The 14,061-nt window shown below is 47.0% G+C and carries 14 protein-coding genes, 2 tRNA genes and 1 pseudogene; 8 read left to right on the top strand and 9 right to left on the bottom strand.

Annotated elements, in window-relative coordinates; translation table 11 throughout:
• The first annotated feature begins 3 nt into the window (after positions 1-3).
• Positions 4-1,425, top strand: a complete 1,422-nt coding sequence (locus tag EIP93_RS08715) for a DASS family sodium-coupled anion symporter (RefSeq protein WP_103861055.1) — start codon at positions 4-6, stop codon at positions 1,423-1,425.
• Between the two features lie 86 nt (positions 1,426-1,511).
• Here the strand turns inward: EIP93_RS08715 and EIP93_RS08710 are convergent, their stop codons facing one another.
• The 3 genes from EIP93_RS08710 to EIP93_RS08700 form a co-directional block, all read right to left on the bottom strand.
• Complete coding sequence (locus EIP93_RS08710; RefSeq protein ID WP_010280855.1) at positions 1,512-1,679, bottom strand: YqaE/Pmp3 family membrane protein; 168 nt, start codon at positions 1,677-1,679, stop codon at positions 1,512-1,514.
• 199 nt (positions 1,680-1,878) lie between these two features.
• Positions 1,879-3,891, bottom strand: coding sequence for a TonB-dependent copper receptor (locus tag EIP93_RS08705; protein ID WP_125232577.1), 2,013 nt, complete (start codon positions 3,889-3,891; stop codon positions 1,879-1,881).
• Positions 3,892-4,005: 114 nt separating this feature from the next.
• Positions 4,006-4,455, bottom strand: coding sequence for a DUF2946 domain-containing protein (locus tag EIP93_RS08700; protein ID WP_125232576.1), 450 nt, complete (start codon positions 4,453-4,455; stop codon positions 4,006-4,008).
• Between the two features lie 219 nt (positions 4,456-4,674).
• Between EIP93_RS08700 and EIP93_RS08695 the strand changes: the two genes are divergently transcribed.
• Complete coding sequence (locus tag EIP93_RS08695) at positions 4,675-5,061, top strand: lysozyme inhibitor LprI family protein (RefSeq protein WP_119158553.1); 387 nt, start codon at positions 4,675-4,677, stop codon at positions 5,059-5,061.
• 60 nt (positions 5,062-5,121) lie between these two features.
• Here the strand turns inward: EIP93_RS08695 and EIP93_RS08690 are convergent.
• A tRNA-Ser gene (locus EIP93_RS08690) sits at positions 5,122-5,209 on the bottom strand.
• A gap of 93 nt (positions 5,210-5,302) precedes the next feature.
• Between EIP93_RS08690 and mtfA the strand changes: the two genes are divergently transcribed.
• From mtfA to EIP93_RS08660, 5 genes are all read left to right on the top strand, one after another.
• Complete coding sequence (gene mtfA / locus EIP93_RS08685; protein WP_125232575.1) at positions 5,303-6,100, top strand: DgsA anti-repressor MtfA; 798 nt, start codon at positions 5,303-5,305, stop codon at positions 6,098-6,100.
• Positions 6,101-6,210: 110 nt separating this feature from the next.
• A tRNA-Asn gene (locus tag EIP93_RS08680) sits at positions 6,211-6,286 on the top strand.
• 179 nt (positions 6,287-6,465) lie between these two features.
• Positions 6,466-7,743, top strand: a complete 1,278-nt coding sequence (locus EIP93_RS08675; protein ID WP_125232574.1) for a tyrosine-type recombinase/integrase — start codon at positions 6,466-6,468, stop codon at positions 7,741-7,743.
• Between the two features lie 325 nt (positions 7,744-8,068).
• Positions 8,069-8,290 (top strand): Flp family type IVb pilin, encoded by a 222-nt coding sequence (locus EIP93_RS08670; protein WP_119889611.1) that lies wholly within the window; start codon positions 8,069-8,071, stop codon positions 8,288-8,290.
• A 527-nt stretch (positions 8,291-8,817) separates the two neighbouring features.
• The gene (locus tag EIP93_RS08660; RefSeq protein ID WP_125232572.1) at positions 8,818-8,997 is read left to right on the top strand and encodes a hypothetical protein; all 180 of its coding nucleotides are present in this window, start codon (positions 8,818-8,820) and stop codon (positions 8,995-8,997) included.
• A gap of 148 nt (positions 8,998-9,145) precedes the next feature.
• Here EIP93_RS08660 and EIP93_RS08655 read toward each other — a convergent pair whose 3' ends face one another.
• Both EIP93_RS08655 and EIP93_RS08650 read right to left on the bottom strand, forming a co-directional pair.
• Positions 9,146-9,355, bottom strand: a complete 210-nt coding sequence (locus EIP93_RS08655; protein WP_125232571.1) for a DUF4926 domain-containing protein — start codon at positions 9,353-9,355, stop codon at positions 9,146-9,148.
• A gap of 17 nt (positions 9,356-9,372) precedes the next feature.
• Positions 9,373-9,570 carry a CPCC family cysteine-rich protein gene (locus EIP93_RS08650; RefSeq protein WP_125232570.1) on the bottom strand — a complete coding sequence of 66 codons (198 nt, stop codon included), beginning with the start codon at positions 9,568-9,570 and terminating at the stop codon, positions 9,373-9,375.
• A gap of 200 nt (positions 9,571-9,770) precedes the next feature.
• Between EIP93_RS08650 and EIP93_RS08645 the strand changes: the two are divergent.
• Positions 9,771-9,916 (top strand): annotated as a pseudogene (locus EIP93_RS08645) (helix-turn-helix domain-containing protein); the annotation flags it as partial.
• Positions 9,917-10,076: 160 nt separating this feature from the next.
• On the opposite strand, the gene EIP93_RS08640 reads toward EIP93_RS08645, so the two are convergent.
• From EIP93_RS08640 to pilV, 3 genes are all read right to left on the bottom strand, one after another.
• Positions 10,077-10,583 carry an Imm15 family immunity protein gene (locus EIP93_RS08640; protein WP_164498008.1) on the bottom strand — a complete coding sequence of 169 codons (507 nt, stop codon included), beginning with the start codon at positions 10,581-10,583 and terminating at the stop codon, positions 10,077-10,079.
• Positions 10,584-10,585: 2 nt separating this feature from the next.
• Positions 10,586-12,238, bottom strand: a complete 1,653-nt coding sequence (locus EIP93_RS08635; RefSeq protein WP_241229569.1) for an S-type pyocin domain-containing protein — start codon at positions 12,236-12,238, stop codon at positions 10,586-10,588.
• A gap of 188 nt (positions 12,239-12,426) precedes the next feature.
• Entirely contained in the window at positions 12,427-14,019 is a 1,593-nt protein-coding gene (gene pilV / locus EIP93_RS08630) for a shufflon system plasmid conjugative transfer pilus tip adhesin PilV (RefSeq protein ID WP_125232568.1), read from the bottom strand.
• Between the last annotated feature and the right edge of the window lie 42 nt (positions 14,020-14,061).

The following is a 14,061-nucleotide window of genomic DNA, read 5'->3' as shown; positions in this document are numbered from 1 at the left end:
GTTATGTCATCCGAATCATCCACCAAGAAAAAAATAGTCGCAGTTATTATTCCTCTCCTGCTGGGCCTGATTATCTGGTTTTCTCCGGTTCCCGATGGCCTTACGCCGCAGGCATGGCATATGTTCGCGATTTTTGCCGCCACCATCGCAGCAATATTGACGCAGCCTCTGCCGTCGGGCGCGATTATGCTTCTTGTCCTTTGCATCACTATTTTCACTGGAACATTAACAGAAGCGAAAGCACTAGCCGGTTTTTCCAGCGGTACCGTCTGGCTCATCTTTTGTGCCTATATTCTCTCTCTGGGTTTTGTGACATCTGGATTAGGAAAACGCATCGCCTACAAAATGCTGTCGCTATTCGGCGGAAGCAGTCTGGGGATTGCTTATTCACTGGGCGTTTCCGATCTCATCATGGCGCCCGCCATGCCATCCGTCACGGCGCGTTCAGGGGGAATTATCTTTCCTATCGCACGTTCCATTAATGAAGTATTAGGCTCAACACCCGGCGTTAGCGGTAAAAAGATCGGGGACTTTCTGATCATGGTCTGCTTTCAGTTTACTCCGATCACCGGCGCGATCTTCCTCACTGGCATGGCCGCCAACCCGCTCGTCGGCAGTTTGGCGAAGACCTCATTAGGCGTAGATATTACCTGGGGCGGCTGGTTTATTGCCGCTGTCGTACCCGCCATGTGCTGCTTCTGTCTGATGCCGTTGCTGGTGTACAAAATACTGAACCCGGAACTGAAAAAAACACCAGAAGCCAAAGAGATGGGACGCCGGTCACTGGCGGAATTGGGCAGCATGAAATCGGCAGAGAAAAAAGTCGCGTTTGGCTTTGTTCTCGCGCTGCTTGGCTGGGGCACCAGCCTGATCACCGGTTTTTCTGCCACGTCCGTCGGGTTGGCATTAGTTGCCTATCTGTTCGTCACTCAGGCCGTCCAGTGGAAAGACGTACTTAGCGATCGCGCAGCCTGGGATACAGTCATCTGGTTTAGCGTCATTATCAGCCTCGCCGCAGGATTGTCTGACCTCGGCTTCATCAAGTGGATGACCGTTAAGCTGGGTAATTCCATACAGGGTTTCGGCGCGATGGAAACCTTCGTTATTCTCGGCATCCTCTATATCTATGTGCATTATCTGTTTGCAACCGCCTCTGGTCACGTAGCCGCGCTCTATGCGCCCTTCGCCGCCACCGCAATAGCCGCAGGCGCGCCACCCATGATGGTCGCCATCTGTTTTGGGATTTTTAGCAACCTGATGTGGGGAAATACCGAATACGGCGGTGGCCCCGGCCCGATCTATTTTGCTCAGGGATATTTTGAACGGCACCGTTTCTATAAAATCAATTTCTGCATCGTCACGTTTAACGTCGCCCTGATTTTTATCGTCGGCTTAGCGTGGTGGAAACTGATTGGCTATTATTGATCGTCGGTCTTATACGTCCGCAAAAATAACGGGAGGCCATTTGCCTCCCGTTATTTCATCATGACCGTTATTCAGCTTTTCAGCCATTAAATCCCATCATCTTTTGTCTGCACCCAAAATGCATGCACCAAACCGGGAAAATAGCCTAATAGCGTCAGAATAATATTCAGAATGAATGCTCCACCAATCCCTTTCCCCAATAACACGCCCAACGGTGGCAGAAGAATAGTCAGTACGATGCGCCAAAACCCCATATCAACCTCCGTAACGTGATAATTACTTATGAAAATAGTTCAGCGTTCGGGATTTGTCAGCATTCGCCGGAATAATTGAGACGAATCTTCGCAGAGAAAATGCAATAACATGTTTCACGCGGCGTATCGCCCCAGAACCGCACCGTAATCTGTCAAAGAATGACTACGGTGCAGTTTATCCGTACGTTAAAGCCCTTAATCAGAAGGTGACATTCACCTTCGCCCAATAGGTTCTACCCGGCTCGTTTACGGACGTGTTGGCTGAATAACCGAAGCTGCTATTACCAGCGAGGTTGAGATGCTCGCTGTAGGCGGTGTTGAACAGGTTATCGACACCCGTGCTCAGCTTGACGTATTGGTTGACGCGATACGCCGCATTAGCCGAGAAAATCGCAAAACCGGGGCTATTATCAAAGTCCTTCCCGACAACGTTACCTTCGCTAACCGCGATCCTATTTTGCTGACTCACCAAACGCAGCAAGCCTGTGCTGCTCCAGTTCCCTTTTTCCCACGATAGTCCAAGGCGCGCTTCCAGCGGTGGAATTTGTGGTAGTGGCCGATGATCATCGGTATTCTTCGCCCAGGAATACGCCAGACTGGCGTCTGTTTTCCAGCTATCGGTTAATTTATAGCTGAATCCTGTTTCTCCCCCCATGATGGTCGCATTAACATTATCCGCTTCACTGACTCTGGTATTCAGCGGATCGTAGCGGAACAGAATAAAATCATTAACCCGTCCCACGTAGGCAGAGACCCAACTGCTCATACGCTCGCCGCTGTACTGCGCCCCGATATCGATCTGGGTCGTTTTCTCAGTTTTAACCTGCGTGAATGCACTCTGCGTTCTTCCCGGCCCATAGGTTGGCGAGAAAAGCTCCCAATAGTCAGGAAAACGCTCGGTGTAACCCACACCTGCGTACAGCATTAATGGGCTGTCAGCCAGCGTATGCTCCACGCGAATAAAGCCAGCGGGCAGCGTATCGCGACGCTCGCTTGCGCCCGTACCCGTATCGTTCTCGACCTTGGTTTTATCAAGACGCGTTCCCCCGATGACCTTACTTTGCCCAGAAGCCTGCCAGGTCAGCTCGCTGAAGACACCATAGGTGTTAAACTGTGCATCTTTCTTCCAGCCATCATTTCGCCAGCGGCGATGCGTATTCGTCTGCATGTCCGCCCCGCTCTTCAGCTCATAGTCGGCCCATATCCACGTTGCCATCATCCGTCCTCCAACCGTTTTTCTATCCAGTTGGCTGGCCATAGGCATACCCATCATCCCCATGCCGCTTGGCGATCGCAGCGTGTAATTATCCATAACGTGATCGGCATAGTTGTAGTACGCACTCGCCTCAAATTTATCGAATACGTCTCCTATATTTGATTTCTCCACGCGGATACCCAAACTCTCACGCTTAAATTGCGAACCGTCCATGCCGCGCCCTGCGTAACGCGCCTCCCCATCGCCTTTACCTGCGGTCAGTTCCAACAAGGTGTCGCTGTCTGGCGTCCAGCCGAGCGCTACATCCGCATTCCATTTATCCCACTTTGATGCCACGCGTTTCCCCTCACCATCCTTGTAATCGCCTGACTGTGATTTATTACCGATGAGTCGAACATAGCCCTCTTCACTCCCGAGGCTAACATCGGCATTTTCATCATGGCGATCGTTTGACGCCGCCAGCACACTGGCATTGCCCTGTATCCCCGGTTTATCAAAACGCGGTGGCGTCCGCTCGAACCGCACGGTTCCCGCTGAGTTTCCTGCCCCCCACAGTACGGTCTGCGGCCCTTTGGTAAAGGTTAACAGGTCATAGCTTTCGGGTGAGATGTACGAACTGGGTGCATCCATGCGTGACGGACAGGCACCTAACATCTCACCATTATTGGAAAGAAGGCGCAGTCTTGAGCCAAACATGCCCCGGAAAACTGGATCGCCATTTGTGCCACCGTTGCGTATTTGCGAAAACCCGGGAATGGTTTTCAGATAATCCGAACCATCGCTGGCCGGTACAGGCTGGCGCGGCGTTTTCGGCGAGGTCACCAGCGTGAGTGGAGAAGTCTCAGGGGCAGTCACCACCATCACAGCATCATCATTGTTCAGCGTGGCGTGAGCAGCGGAATGATCGTGATCGCTCTGTGCCATCACAGGCAAAGAAGCTAACGCCACCAGCACCAGAGAAGCGGCGGGCGTATATACCAATTCAATTTTTTTCATCGTGTTGCCTTACGGTTTCTTATGCCATAACGACGCGCGGCAAAACGCCTATGGAGGGATCGCCCGACCATAAGGGAGTACGCCGACGGATGTCGTTAATTTAATTAAAAGGATTCAAAACAAAGAAACCGCATCAGGAGGTGCGCGGGCGCGCTGTGGGCAATAAGGCCGAAATAAGGTTGGGCAAACAAAATCAGGGGAATAGGTCGGCCTGCTGGTGGACAATAGCAGCCAGAGCAACGGCAATACGACCGACAGAATAAACGGTAAATGCACCAGCAGCTGGCAGTATCCGCAGGCAATGTCCTCCATCGGTGAAAGCCCGACGCTCGACATCATCAGATTATGCGGTGTACTGCCATGGTGACATGCCTCATGCTCATGTGCGCCATGATGATGTTGCGACGCAGCAGGCATGTGGTGAGTGGATACCTGACAGGCAGCTAACTGCACCAATGATTTGGAAATCACGGGAGCAATAAACAGCATCATCATAGAAAAAATAGCTAGGCAGGCTGCTACTCGTTTAATGCTCACGCCAGATAATTCGCTAACGTACCCCATTGATAAGATGACCGAAGTGTATCGCACTCGCCGCCGGATTGTTACATTTGGCTGAGCATTACGCGAAGCCGCTCACGTGGCAAGTCCGTATGTTGCCTAGCAAACATGACAACGCTGGCGGCGCACAGACTGGCATCCCGTCATTCAGTTTATGTTCAGCTAACCTCGTGGTGGATATAATAAATTTCATGCCTAGCGTCTGTTTACAGAGGATAAATAATGAAAAAATTAGCCATTGCATTGTTTTTTGTATTGCCCACAGCGCAAGCTGCGGCTTTAGATTGTAATAACGCCAACACGCAACTCGATATGAATCAGTGCGCGGTTCAGGAATATAAAAAAGTGGATGGCGAGCTGAATCGGCTTTATCAGAATGTCGTAAAGCGGGTCGTTATTGAAGAACACAAGGCATTACTCAAGTCAGCCCAGAGAAAATGGATCGCGTATCGCGACGCTGACTGTGAGTTTCGGACTTTCCCGACAACCGGAGGATCGGTGCATGGCATGGTGTATTCCCAGTGCCTGACAGAGAAAACTGCCGAGCGCGTAAAAGAGTTCAAAACCATGCTACGTTGTGAAGAAGGGGATTTGAGCTGTCCGCTTTAAGCCACTACCAAGTGTGGAAAGCGTCACAGACTCAACGCGGGGTAAGTGTTTGAATAGTGTTGGAGAGACGGGGGATTTGAACCCCCGGTAGCGTTGCCCCTACTCCAGTTTTCGAGACTGGTCCGTTCAGCCGCTCCGGCATCTCTCCGTTTAGCAGTTGCCATGATGCCTACTTTTGCGGCATGTTAACAGCACCCGCCCTCGCCTTTAAATTCAAGTGACGACTGAACGAGCAATAACAATGATTAAATGGCCGTGGAAAAACACTCAACCTCAGGTGCAGACGCTTGAACACTGGCAAGCTGCGATTTCCATCCCACTTCTCGCGCCGTTAAGCGACGAAGAGCTCAAACAACTGGTCGCCCTTGCCGATCAGTTTCTGAAGCAAAAGCGCCTGATTCCGTTGCAGGAGTTGGTGTTGACGGACATCATGCAGCAGCGCATCGCCCTGCTGTTTTCCCTGCCGGTGTTGTCGCTGGGAATGGATGCGTTAGATGGCTTCCACGAAGTTCTGGTTTACCCCGGCCCGTTTATTGTTGAAGAAGAGTGGCAGGACGATATCGGACTCGTGCATAAGGGGAAAATGGTGCAATCCGGCCAAAGTTGGGATCAGGGGCCGATTGTCCTCAACTGGCAGGAAGTGCAGGACTCCTTCGACCTCTCCGGTTTCAACCTCATCATTCACGAAGTCGCGCACAAGCTGGATATTCGCAGCAGCGGTGAAGCAACGGGCGTTCCCCTGATTCCGCTGCGTGAGATTGCTGCCTGGGAACAACATCTGCACGGCGCGATGGATGCCATGCAGGAAGAGATCGATCTGGTCGGCGAAGAGGCTACCAGCATGGATCCCTACGCCGTCCACGATCCGGCAGAGTGCTTTGCGGTGCTGTCGGAATACTTCTTCAGCGCCCCCGAACTTCTCGAAGAGCGTTTCCCCGATCTGTACCGCTGCTTCCAAAAGTTCTATCGACAGGATCCGCTCGCCCGTCTAAAAAGCTGGCAAAGCAGCACCAATTACCGTGCGCCATCCATTTACTAACTCATAAAAAAACAGCGAATTGTACACAGCCTAAACAGTCAGACGATAAAGCTGATTTTGCCGTTGACAGTACCGCGGGTGGCGGATATCATGCGCCCCGTTCACACGATTCCTCTGTAGTTCAGTCGGTAGAACGGCGGACTGTTAATCCGTATGTCACTGGTTCGAGTCCAGTCAGAGGAGCCAATTTAAAGAAAGCAGACGTTCACTGACGTCTGCTTTTTTGCTTTTTATCAATTGGTTATCCCCTTCTTTAGGTTCACCCTCGTTCACTAAAAAACGCTACTGCCCACTACTTTTGTTGGTAGAATTGTTGGTATTTCTGGTTCGATTTTGCTTATACCAACAACTCAAGGGGGAAAATCATGCCACTAACTGATTCCAAAGTAAAAAATGCCAAATCTCTTGAGAAGGAATATAAGCTTACTGATGGCTTTGGTATGCACCTGCTAGTGCATCCTAATGGATCTAAATACTGGCGCTTGTCTTATCGTTTCGAAAAGAAGCAAAGATTACTCGCTTTAGGCGTCTATCCTGCTGTTTCTTTGGCTGATGCCAGACAACGCCGGGATGAAGCAAAAAAACTGTTAGCGGCTGGAATTGATCCGAGCGCTAAAAAACAGGCTGACAACAAAACCATTCAAGAGAAGCGTAACAATACCCGCGCTTTCAAAACTGTTGCTAAGAGCTGGTTTGCCACCAAAACCACATGGTCGGAAGATTATCAGCGTTCTGTCTGGACCCGGCTGGAAACTTATCTGTTCCCTGACATTGGTGAAAAAGATATTGCTGAACTGGATACGGGCGATCTGCTGGTTCCCATCAAAAAGATAGAAAAGCTGGGCTATCTGGAAATCGCTATGCGGGTGAAACAGTACGCCACTGCCATCATGCGCTATGCCGTCCAGCAAAAGATGATCCGCTTTAACCCTGCCTATGATTTGGAAGGTGCGGTTCAGAAACCACAGACAGAGCACCGCCCCGCTATCGAGCTGGAAGAGATACCTGCCCTACTGGAACGCATTGAAGGCTATAAAGGCCGTAGCCGACTGACTCAACTTGCGATAAAACTCAATCTACTGATTTTTGTTCGTTCTAGCGAACTCCGCTTTGCCCGATGGTCAGAGATCGATTTCAAAAGTGCTTTGTGGGTTATCCCTGAACAGCGTGAAGCTATTGATGGGATCAAGCATTCAGGTCGTGGTGCCAAAATGCGCAGAAAGCATTATGTTCCTCTATGCGATCAAGCACTGGCAATTTTGAAAGAACTAAAAGACCTCACCTATGACGTTAACGGTGATGACGGTTTTATCCTGACGGGCTGTTATGATGCGATGAAGCCGATGAGTGAAAACACCATTAATAAGGCGCTGCGCAAAATGGGCTATGACACCAAAACCGATCTGTGCGGTCATGGTTTCCGAACGCTGGCGTGTAGTGCCTTGATTGAATCGGGTATCTGGCCTGAAGATGTGGTTGAGCTTCAAATGAGCCACATGGAAAAGAACAACGTTCGCGCTGCCTATACTCACAAGGCCAAACACCTTGAGCAACGCCGCCTCATGTTGCAATGGTGGGCTGATTTTCTGGATGCTAACAACAACGGGATGGTTAGGCCGTTTGAGTTTGGGCAGAAGGGATAAAATTTAGCTCAGGTCATGGATGACTGATACCATCAGGGTGAGATAACTGTCAGAACACAAAAGCAGTAAAAACATCAGACCACTTAAAGTCCCTATCATAAGTCATTATTGATTTTGATAATGAAAATCATTACCATGAAAGCCAAGGATTATAAGATAAAAACGTCTACACCCGTCATACTTCAAGTTGCATGTACGTTAGCTTCGTTCGGTTACCCGAATAACTTACTTGAGTAAGGTCATCGGGATCCCCTCGCTTGCCGTCTGCCTGAAACTCGAATTATTTAGGGTATACACACTTTCAATCAGGCAAGGGGTTGCTGTTATGGAATTGAAATTTCGTTCATTTTTAAGTAACGAGAGTGGTGCTACTGCAATTGAATACGGCGTTTTGGCGGCGTTGATAGCCACGGCAATTAGTTTTATCTTTGGTGATAGTGGTATTTTTATTAATGCACTTAATGATAAATTTGATGAGACCCATCAAATAATCAGATCATGTGGAACAGATAAACCGGGTGTTTCATGCTTCACAGTCGAAAAGTGAGCTGAATGATAATATCACGGATGAATATATTTATAATGGTATTCTCCGTGATATACGATTAGAGAATATTTTAATATTAACACTTCCGAATAAATACATTTAATATCCCACACCTTATCTTTTTACCTCAATCCCTAATCTCCGCTGAGCCAATTTCTTAAACAAACTATCCAGACTCATACCCACATTCCCAGCAGTTTCACCCAATTTTTCACGCAGCTCTGAGACTATGTAGATCTGAAACGTTGGAGACTTGCCCACCGTAGATTTCTCATATCGCGTTTAGCAATTGACTAGCACCATTCCTAGCTTTACATTGCAGCCAAGCAGGTACACACCTTAACGAAAAACTATTCATGCAATAATCGCCCCTGAAAGGTACTTGCGATACCAGACAAGGGCTAACCTCAACGTTATAAGGACTAACGCTATGGCTGTCTGTCAGTTTACCTATTCCCTTCCTGAAAATCTGCATCTGGCTACTGCTTTTTTTGCCACATCTCAGCATCCAGCAACGGAGACTTATCATGTTCGATAACACACCGCTGGAACTGGAAGAAATTATCGATCAATGTCGGGCATTAATTTATGCCGTTGTTGAACTGGATGAACCCAAGGCAAAAGAGATTTTGATCTTCGTTCTTTGGGAACGACTTGATCTGTTATTCCGTACTTTTCATACGCCAGAAGTGATCCCAGCAGACTAAGGAAACAGTCATGAGGATAACGCATTAAGCCCACAACTTTAATTGTGTGGGAAGTTGAGCAGCACATACAGATTGTTGTGCTGCTATTTAATTTTTTTATTACAGTTCATCGTTATGATATTTTTATTTTAATGAGTGAATCATCAAACTATTTTTTAAAATTAACCTTATTGAAACAGTCTGATTTTAATGTTATCCAAGCCAGTGTCTCACCATTATCATCACAAAACTCTATGTCATATGCAAATGATGGATCGTCATAAATGTGAACAATAGCCCCTAACATTCCTTTTTTTAACCCTTCATCTGGAAGATCATTTTTTAAAGAAATAACATCAAATAAAGAATAACTCGCCATTTATTCATACCATTACACTATTTAACTTTTTGGCCATTTTTAAAAACTTCTCTAGCCTCATTTAAACTCATCTTGTTTGCTCCACTTCTATCAGGATTCTTAGACTGAAAAGGATCATCCTCCCATCCACAATTAGAGCAAATATCATATTCACCTAACACTTCAAATTCATCCTTGCCGCAGCATGGACAGGGGTAATTATATTCATTAGTCATATTGTTATTTATTCCTATATTTCATTAACCAGCACCTTAACTATTCATCCAGATAACTAAATAGCTGTTCCAAATAGTAAATCACCAGAAGGGAACTCAGTCCGAATTGAGCGATCTGAACAATCTCCAAACATCACAAATCACCAACCGGACTGAGCAATGCCGACATAGCACCAATACCCCGTGACGAACGACACCTGATGCAGAAAGCCATTCATAAAACAAGCATACTCGTCGGCTAACTACCATGTTGATGCTCCATCGGGGCCATACTGTTAGTGATGTCGCCAGAACGCTTTGCTATGCCCGTTCATCGCTGGGACGTTGGTTACACTGGTTTACGCTTTACAGCTTTTCAAGCAGTATATCAAACCATAAATCAAGAGAAGATTGTTGATGCGGCTCTTTCTTCATATTGATGTTTCCTACTAATTTACGAAAAGTCGTCATATTCTATACACTCTTAATGCTAATTCTGGAAATACATCCATTGAATAGATAATCGTCTACGATATAAAAGATTTTATTATATACATTCTCTTGTTATCCACAGAGTAATTGGATGGAACGAGAACCTTATATTCTTTCCTCTCCATAAAGACTAAGTATTCTTTAACCAGATTTTCTTCTGCTGTTTCTTTTTGAGTTAAATTAAGATGGTGCAGAAGCCATTTTTTCCTTTTAGATATAAGTATATTAGGAGTAAAACAATTTATTTCATGATAGTCATCAACATCAGTTAATGTAAGACAACAAAAATAGTTACGGAAATCATTCTCAGACAACTTCCTTTTTACTGAAAAAAGTATATTCTCAACAAGTTCAATGCCCTTTTTTATCAAAACTCTGTTCTTCTCATCAAAAGACAATGACTCTAAGAATGAAATACTTTCAAAGCGAGAGAACAAAGGAATCTCTTCAAAACTTTGATAATCACGAAGATAAAGTGACTCATTATTTAGCCCCTCTTGCTCTATGAGAAATTCTAATTCCGTATCAAATTGACTGTTCATACTCAATCTCCTATGCTCCATCCATTAGCTTTAAGCCATTGCAACGTTTTTTTAGAAAATTCAGGGTCTCCATCATGTATCGAACCATCCAAATTTACAGCTCCCCCATTTTTTCCATGAGCGTGCCATTGTGAACCGGGAACACTCAATTCTGGTGAATCAATACGTGTAATTTCAGTTGGCCCTTGACCTTTTCTGATCTTATTTTTTGCATCTTTTGGCGAACCCTGTATCCCCTTGAGGGATTTGCTCAAATAGATGTAAATCGGTGGAAACGCATTATCTGGGAACACCAGAATGTAATCCCGAAAATCCTTCTCGTCCGGCATCGGTGTGGCAAGAATGCTGACATCATCCATTTCGGGAATTTCAAATCCCGGCACTGCTGATGGGATAACAGGCTGTTCACCGTGTGCTGTGTCCGTGGGTAATTCTACTCCCGGATTATCCGGCGTCCATAAAATCGTTGGCCCAGTTGCGCCCTCTTCCCAGAACTCATAGCGGTTATTGGGGAAATCATATTTCAGTAATCTGACACGCACCTGATCACGCCCGCTTTCCATACTGGTGTGGTAGCCGACCGCCTTCAGCCTGCCCGTTTCCTCATCTTCAATCCACTGATAACGAACACGACTGGGCACCGTTCCCTGCTTCTTCGCTACCTCCAGTAGCTTTTCCTGTGTCAGCAGATCGTCTTTTTCACCTTTCAGATGTTGCTGAATCAATGCTCCCATCAGCAGGAAACTTTGCGCCATCTGCAACTGGCCTTGCCAGATTGATGGACCAGAAAGGCGTTTCATCTGATATGTCAGTGCCTTTGCTGCATCCTGATTGGCCTGCGCTACAGCGCCACCCGCAGCAGCGGTCGCACCCGCCTGTGCTGCCGTACCTGCCATGACCACTGGTTGAGGGGGCGGCAACATTGCCGCATCCGCTTTACCCACTAACAGGTCGAATACTGTTTTATACCACGGCTCCATCGGGGGTATCTGAGGCTTGTTAATCACACCGGGCGAGGTCTTGGGTAACGGCTCGTTTTTTCCGGCAAATGACTGAGGAGGAGAAACAGCAGAAGACGTATTTTTCTTTTTCGCTGCCTGCGCATACTGTTTTACTTCACCCGGTTTATCTGCCGGAACAATCGACTCACCAACAGGCTCGGCGACATAAAAACTCATTTCCCCGATGTTGCCCTGTGGCTCTTCTTCCGTTCCCGCAGTCGTACAACCCGCGCCACGTAAGCAGGATTTGGCAAAAACAGGCTCTACAGCCAGCATCGGTGTTAATGCCAGCAATGGCGCACGGGTTAATGCTGCCTGTTTAGCACAGTCCTGAACGGGAGAACGATGGGGTGTATCACCAATAATCACGTTGCCGCTACCGGACGTGATAACACCACCACAATTGATGCCATCCCCAATACGTGCAGCAGGTTTTCCGTTAATAATAACGGTGGATGAACCTTCGGCGATTTTTCGGGAATGAACACCATGTGGTGCATTAGGACAGGGACAACCGTGAAGCAGAACAGCATCGCCTTGTCGGGCGGCAGGCTGACCATTAATAATTACATCAGGACTGCCTTCGATTATTGGTGTTTCAGGGAAGCAATCGTGACCGCTTCCAATGTCGTTAAGGCGGGCAGCACCCGGCATTGTCATTCTCCTTTGACAGTAAAACATTCCTTTGAGAGCTGAATGTTGGGCGCTTTTTATGGATGATTCAATACCGAAACCCGTATCAGGCATTGATACAGAGATGATGAATGAGATTTTTATTTAGGTTCAGATATTATTTCTTATTAAGTCATAAACCTGTCAAAAAATCCCTATTCGCCCTACGCTTACTGAGATAATGAAACGCTGATATCACTGCTGCTATGAAATCCAGAACTTGCCATAACCACCTGAACAACATCGCCCTGCTTTACTGCGGTAGTAAACATACGCAATGTCGCGCCCGTATTTTCATAACCCCAGTAATGTCCACGACTCCCCGCTTTCCAGACCGTAATTGAGGTCGTGATTTGTCCCACCGTCTTGCCCCCAACCAGAACATTAAACGTGGCTGAACCGGTGTGTGTACCATCTGCCGGATAAAACTTTGACACCACAGAGACATTGAGATAATTAAAATCCCCCGTGGACTGAAAACGTAAACTGTCAGTGGCTGTTCGGGTGATACTTCCGCCACCTGTTCCTTTCCATTCCCCATTCTGGCAGGACAATATCGCGCCTGTTTCATCCCTGCTTATCAGACCATCAGGCGAACAAACCTCACCTGCAATTGATATTGAAGTCGACTGCAAATATTTACCTGTAATATTTCCTGATGCAGAAATCGCTCCTGTCGTTTTTCCATCATTTGAACCCGATAATGTGAGGTCGCCTCTCACTCTTTGGCTACCCCAAATATCCAGTTTAACAGAGGAGTTGTTATCTCCATTCAGGGAAAGATAGCCATCACCCGCACCGCCTGATACGTTCAGCAGGAGCATATTCGGATCGCTGGTGCCACCACCACCAATCTGAAGTTTGCTGGCTTGGGTTCTGGCTGAAACATAGCTTTCAGAGTTGATACCATTTTTTACCGTAAGCTGGCTGTTCATCGATACGTTCTTACCAAAGGTGGAAAACCCATTTACTGTCAAGTCTTCTGAAATACCCACATTCTTGGCAAAACGACCATAGGTACCGTTAAACGAGGTCGCGTTAACATCACCCGATGCGGTAATGTCTTTGGCATTATTAATACTCTGGCCGCCCATATTCAAATCCCCTGTCATAGGGAGTGTTCCATCACGACGTAGATAAACGGAATACATAGAAGAATCGTAGCCTACACGGTAGGCCAACAGTCCTGCTGCATTAATCCCACTGTAGTTACTTTGGCTCTCAGTCCATTGACCAGCCGTACCCGATGCCACCGTAGCGGATTGCGTCATACCACTATCAATGCCAGCCGCTTGCATAGCACGACCTAATAAGTCATAGCGAACACGGTTTCCTTCTGACCAAGGCAACGTTGTAATAACAAGTCCATTAATGACGTAGTTAGGTGTTGTTCCAGAACGTTTTAATAAAATCTTATACGCTGATTTCTGCGCATTTATTCCGGTATAACTGACAGGCAACAGCCCTTCATTTAACAGCGTCTGATAGGTAATTTCACAACCATTAGCCGAACAGGTTCTTGGTCCCGGATCGCTGCTCTGGCTACTACTGGAAGTTAGGGTTGAAAGTTTGTCATAGCGGATACTTATATAGCGGTTAACCGCCTCTCCCATTTGCTTCATCTGTGAACCTACGGTATTCGCCATAATGTTTTCTTGATCGCTTTTCATGTCCTGAAACTTCATGAAAGCCATTGCTGCGCCAACACCTAACACCAGTGTTATTTCCAATAGGGAAAACCCTTTTTTATTTGTTATTTTCATCCTTCACCGTCCTTTTTTATTTACATACATGTTAATTAGCAA

The sequence above is a fragment of the Pectobacterium versatile genome (assembly GCF_003932035.1).
Lineage (GTDB): Bacteria > Pseudomonadota > Gammaproteobacteria > Enterobacterales > Enterobacteriaceae > Pectobacterium > Pectobacterium versatile.
This window is presented reverse-complemented; position numbering and strand designations above follow the sequence as displayed.

Excerpts from the sequence above, each read along its gene's own strand:
- EIP93_RS08715 (WP_103861055.1), top strand. The coding sequence starts at position 4 with ATGTCATCCGAATCATCCACCAAGAAAAAAATAGTCGCAGTTATTATT.
- EIP93_RS08710 (WP_010280855.1), bottom strand. The coding sequence starts at position 1,679 with ATGGGGTTTTGGCGCATCGTACTGACTATTCTTCTGCCACCGTTGGGC.
- EIP93_RS08705 (WP_125232577.1), bottom strand. The coding sequence starts at position 3,891 with ATGAAAAAAATTGAATTGGTATATACGCCCGCCGCTTCTCTGGTGCTG.
- EIP93_RS08700 (WP_125232576.1), bottom strand. The coding sequence starts at position 4,455 with ATGGGGTACGTTAGCGAATTATCTGGCGTGAGCATTAAACGAGTAGCA.
- EIP93_RS08695 (WP_119158553.1), top strand. The coding sequence starts at position 4,675 with ATGAAAAAATTAGCCATTGCATTGTTTTTTGTATTGCCCACAGCGCAA.
- mtfA (WP_125232575.1), top strand. The coding sequence starts at position 5,303 with ATGATTAAATGGCCGTGGAAAAACACTCAACCTCAGGTGCAGACGCTT.
- EIP93_RS08675 (WP_125232574.1), top strand. The coding sequence starts at position 6,466 with ATGCCACTAACTGATTCCAAAGTAAAAAATGCCAAATCTCTTGAGAAG.
- EIP93_RS08670 (WP_119889611.1), top strand. The coding sequence starts at position 8,069 with ATGGAATTGAAATTTCGTTCATTTTTAAGTAACGAGAGTGGTGCTACT.
- EIP93_RS08660 (WP_125232572.1), top strand. The coding sequence starts at position 8,818 with ATGTTCGATAACACACCGCTGGAACTGGAAGAAATTATCGATCAATGT.
- EIP93_RS08655 (WP_125232571.1), bottom strand. The coding sequence starts at position 9,355 with ATGGCGAGTTATTCTTTATTTGATGTTATTTCTTTAAAAAATGATCTT.
- EIP93_RS08650 (WP_125232570.1), bottom strand. The coding sequence starts at position 9,570 with ATGACTAATGAATATAATTACCCCTGTCCATGCTGCGGCAAGGATGAA.
- EIP93_RS08640 (WP_164498008.1), bottom strand. The coding sequence starts at position 10,583 with ATGAACAGTCAATTTGATACGGAATTAGAATTTCTCATAGAGCAAGAG.
- EIP93_RS08635 (WP_241229569.1), bottom strand. The coding sequence starts at position 12,238 with ATGCCGGGTGCTGCCCGCCTTAACGACATTGGAAGCGGTCACGATTGC.
- pilV (WP_125232568.1), bottom strand. The coding sequence starts at position 14,019 with ATGAAAATAACAAATAAAAAAGGGTTTTCCCTATTGGAAATAACACTG.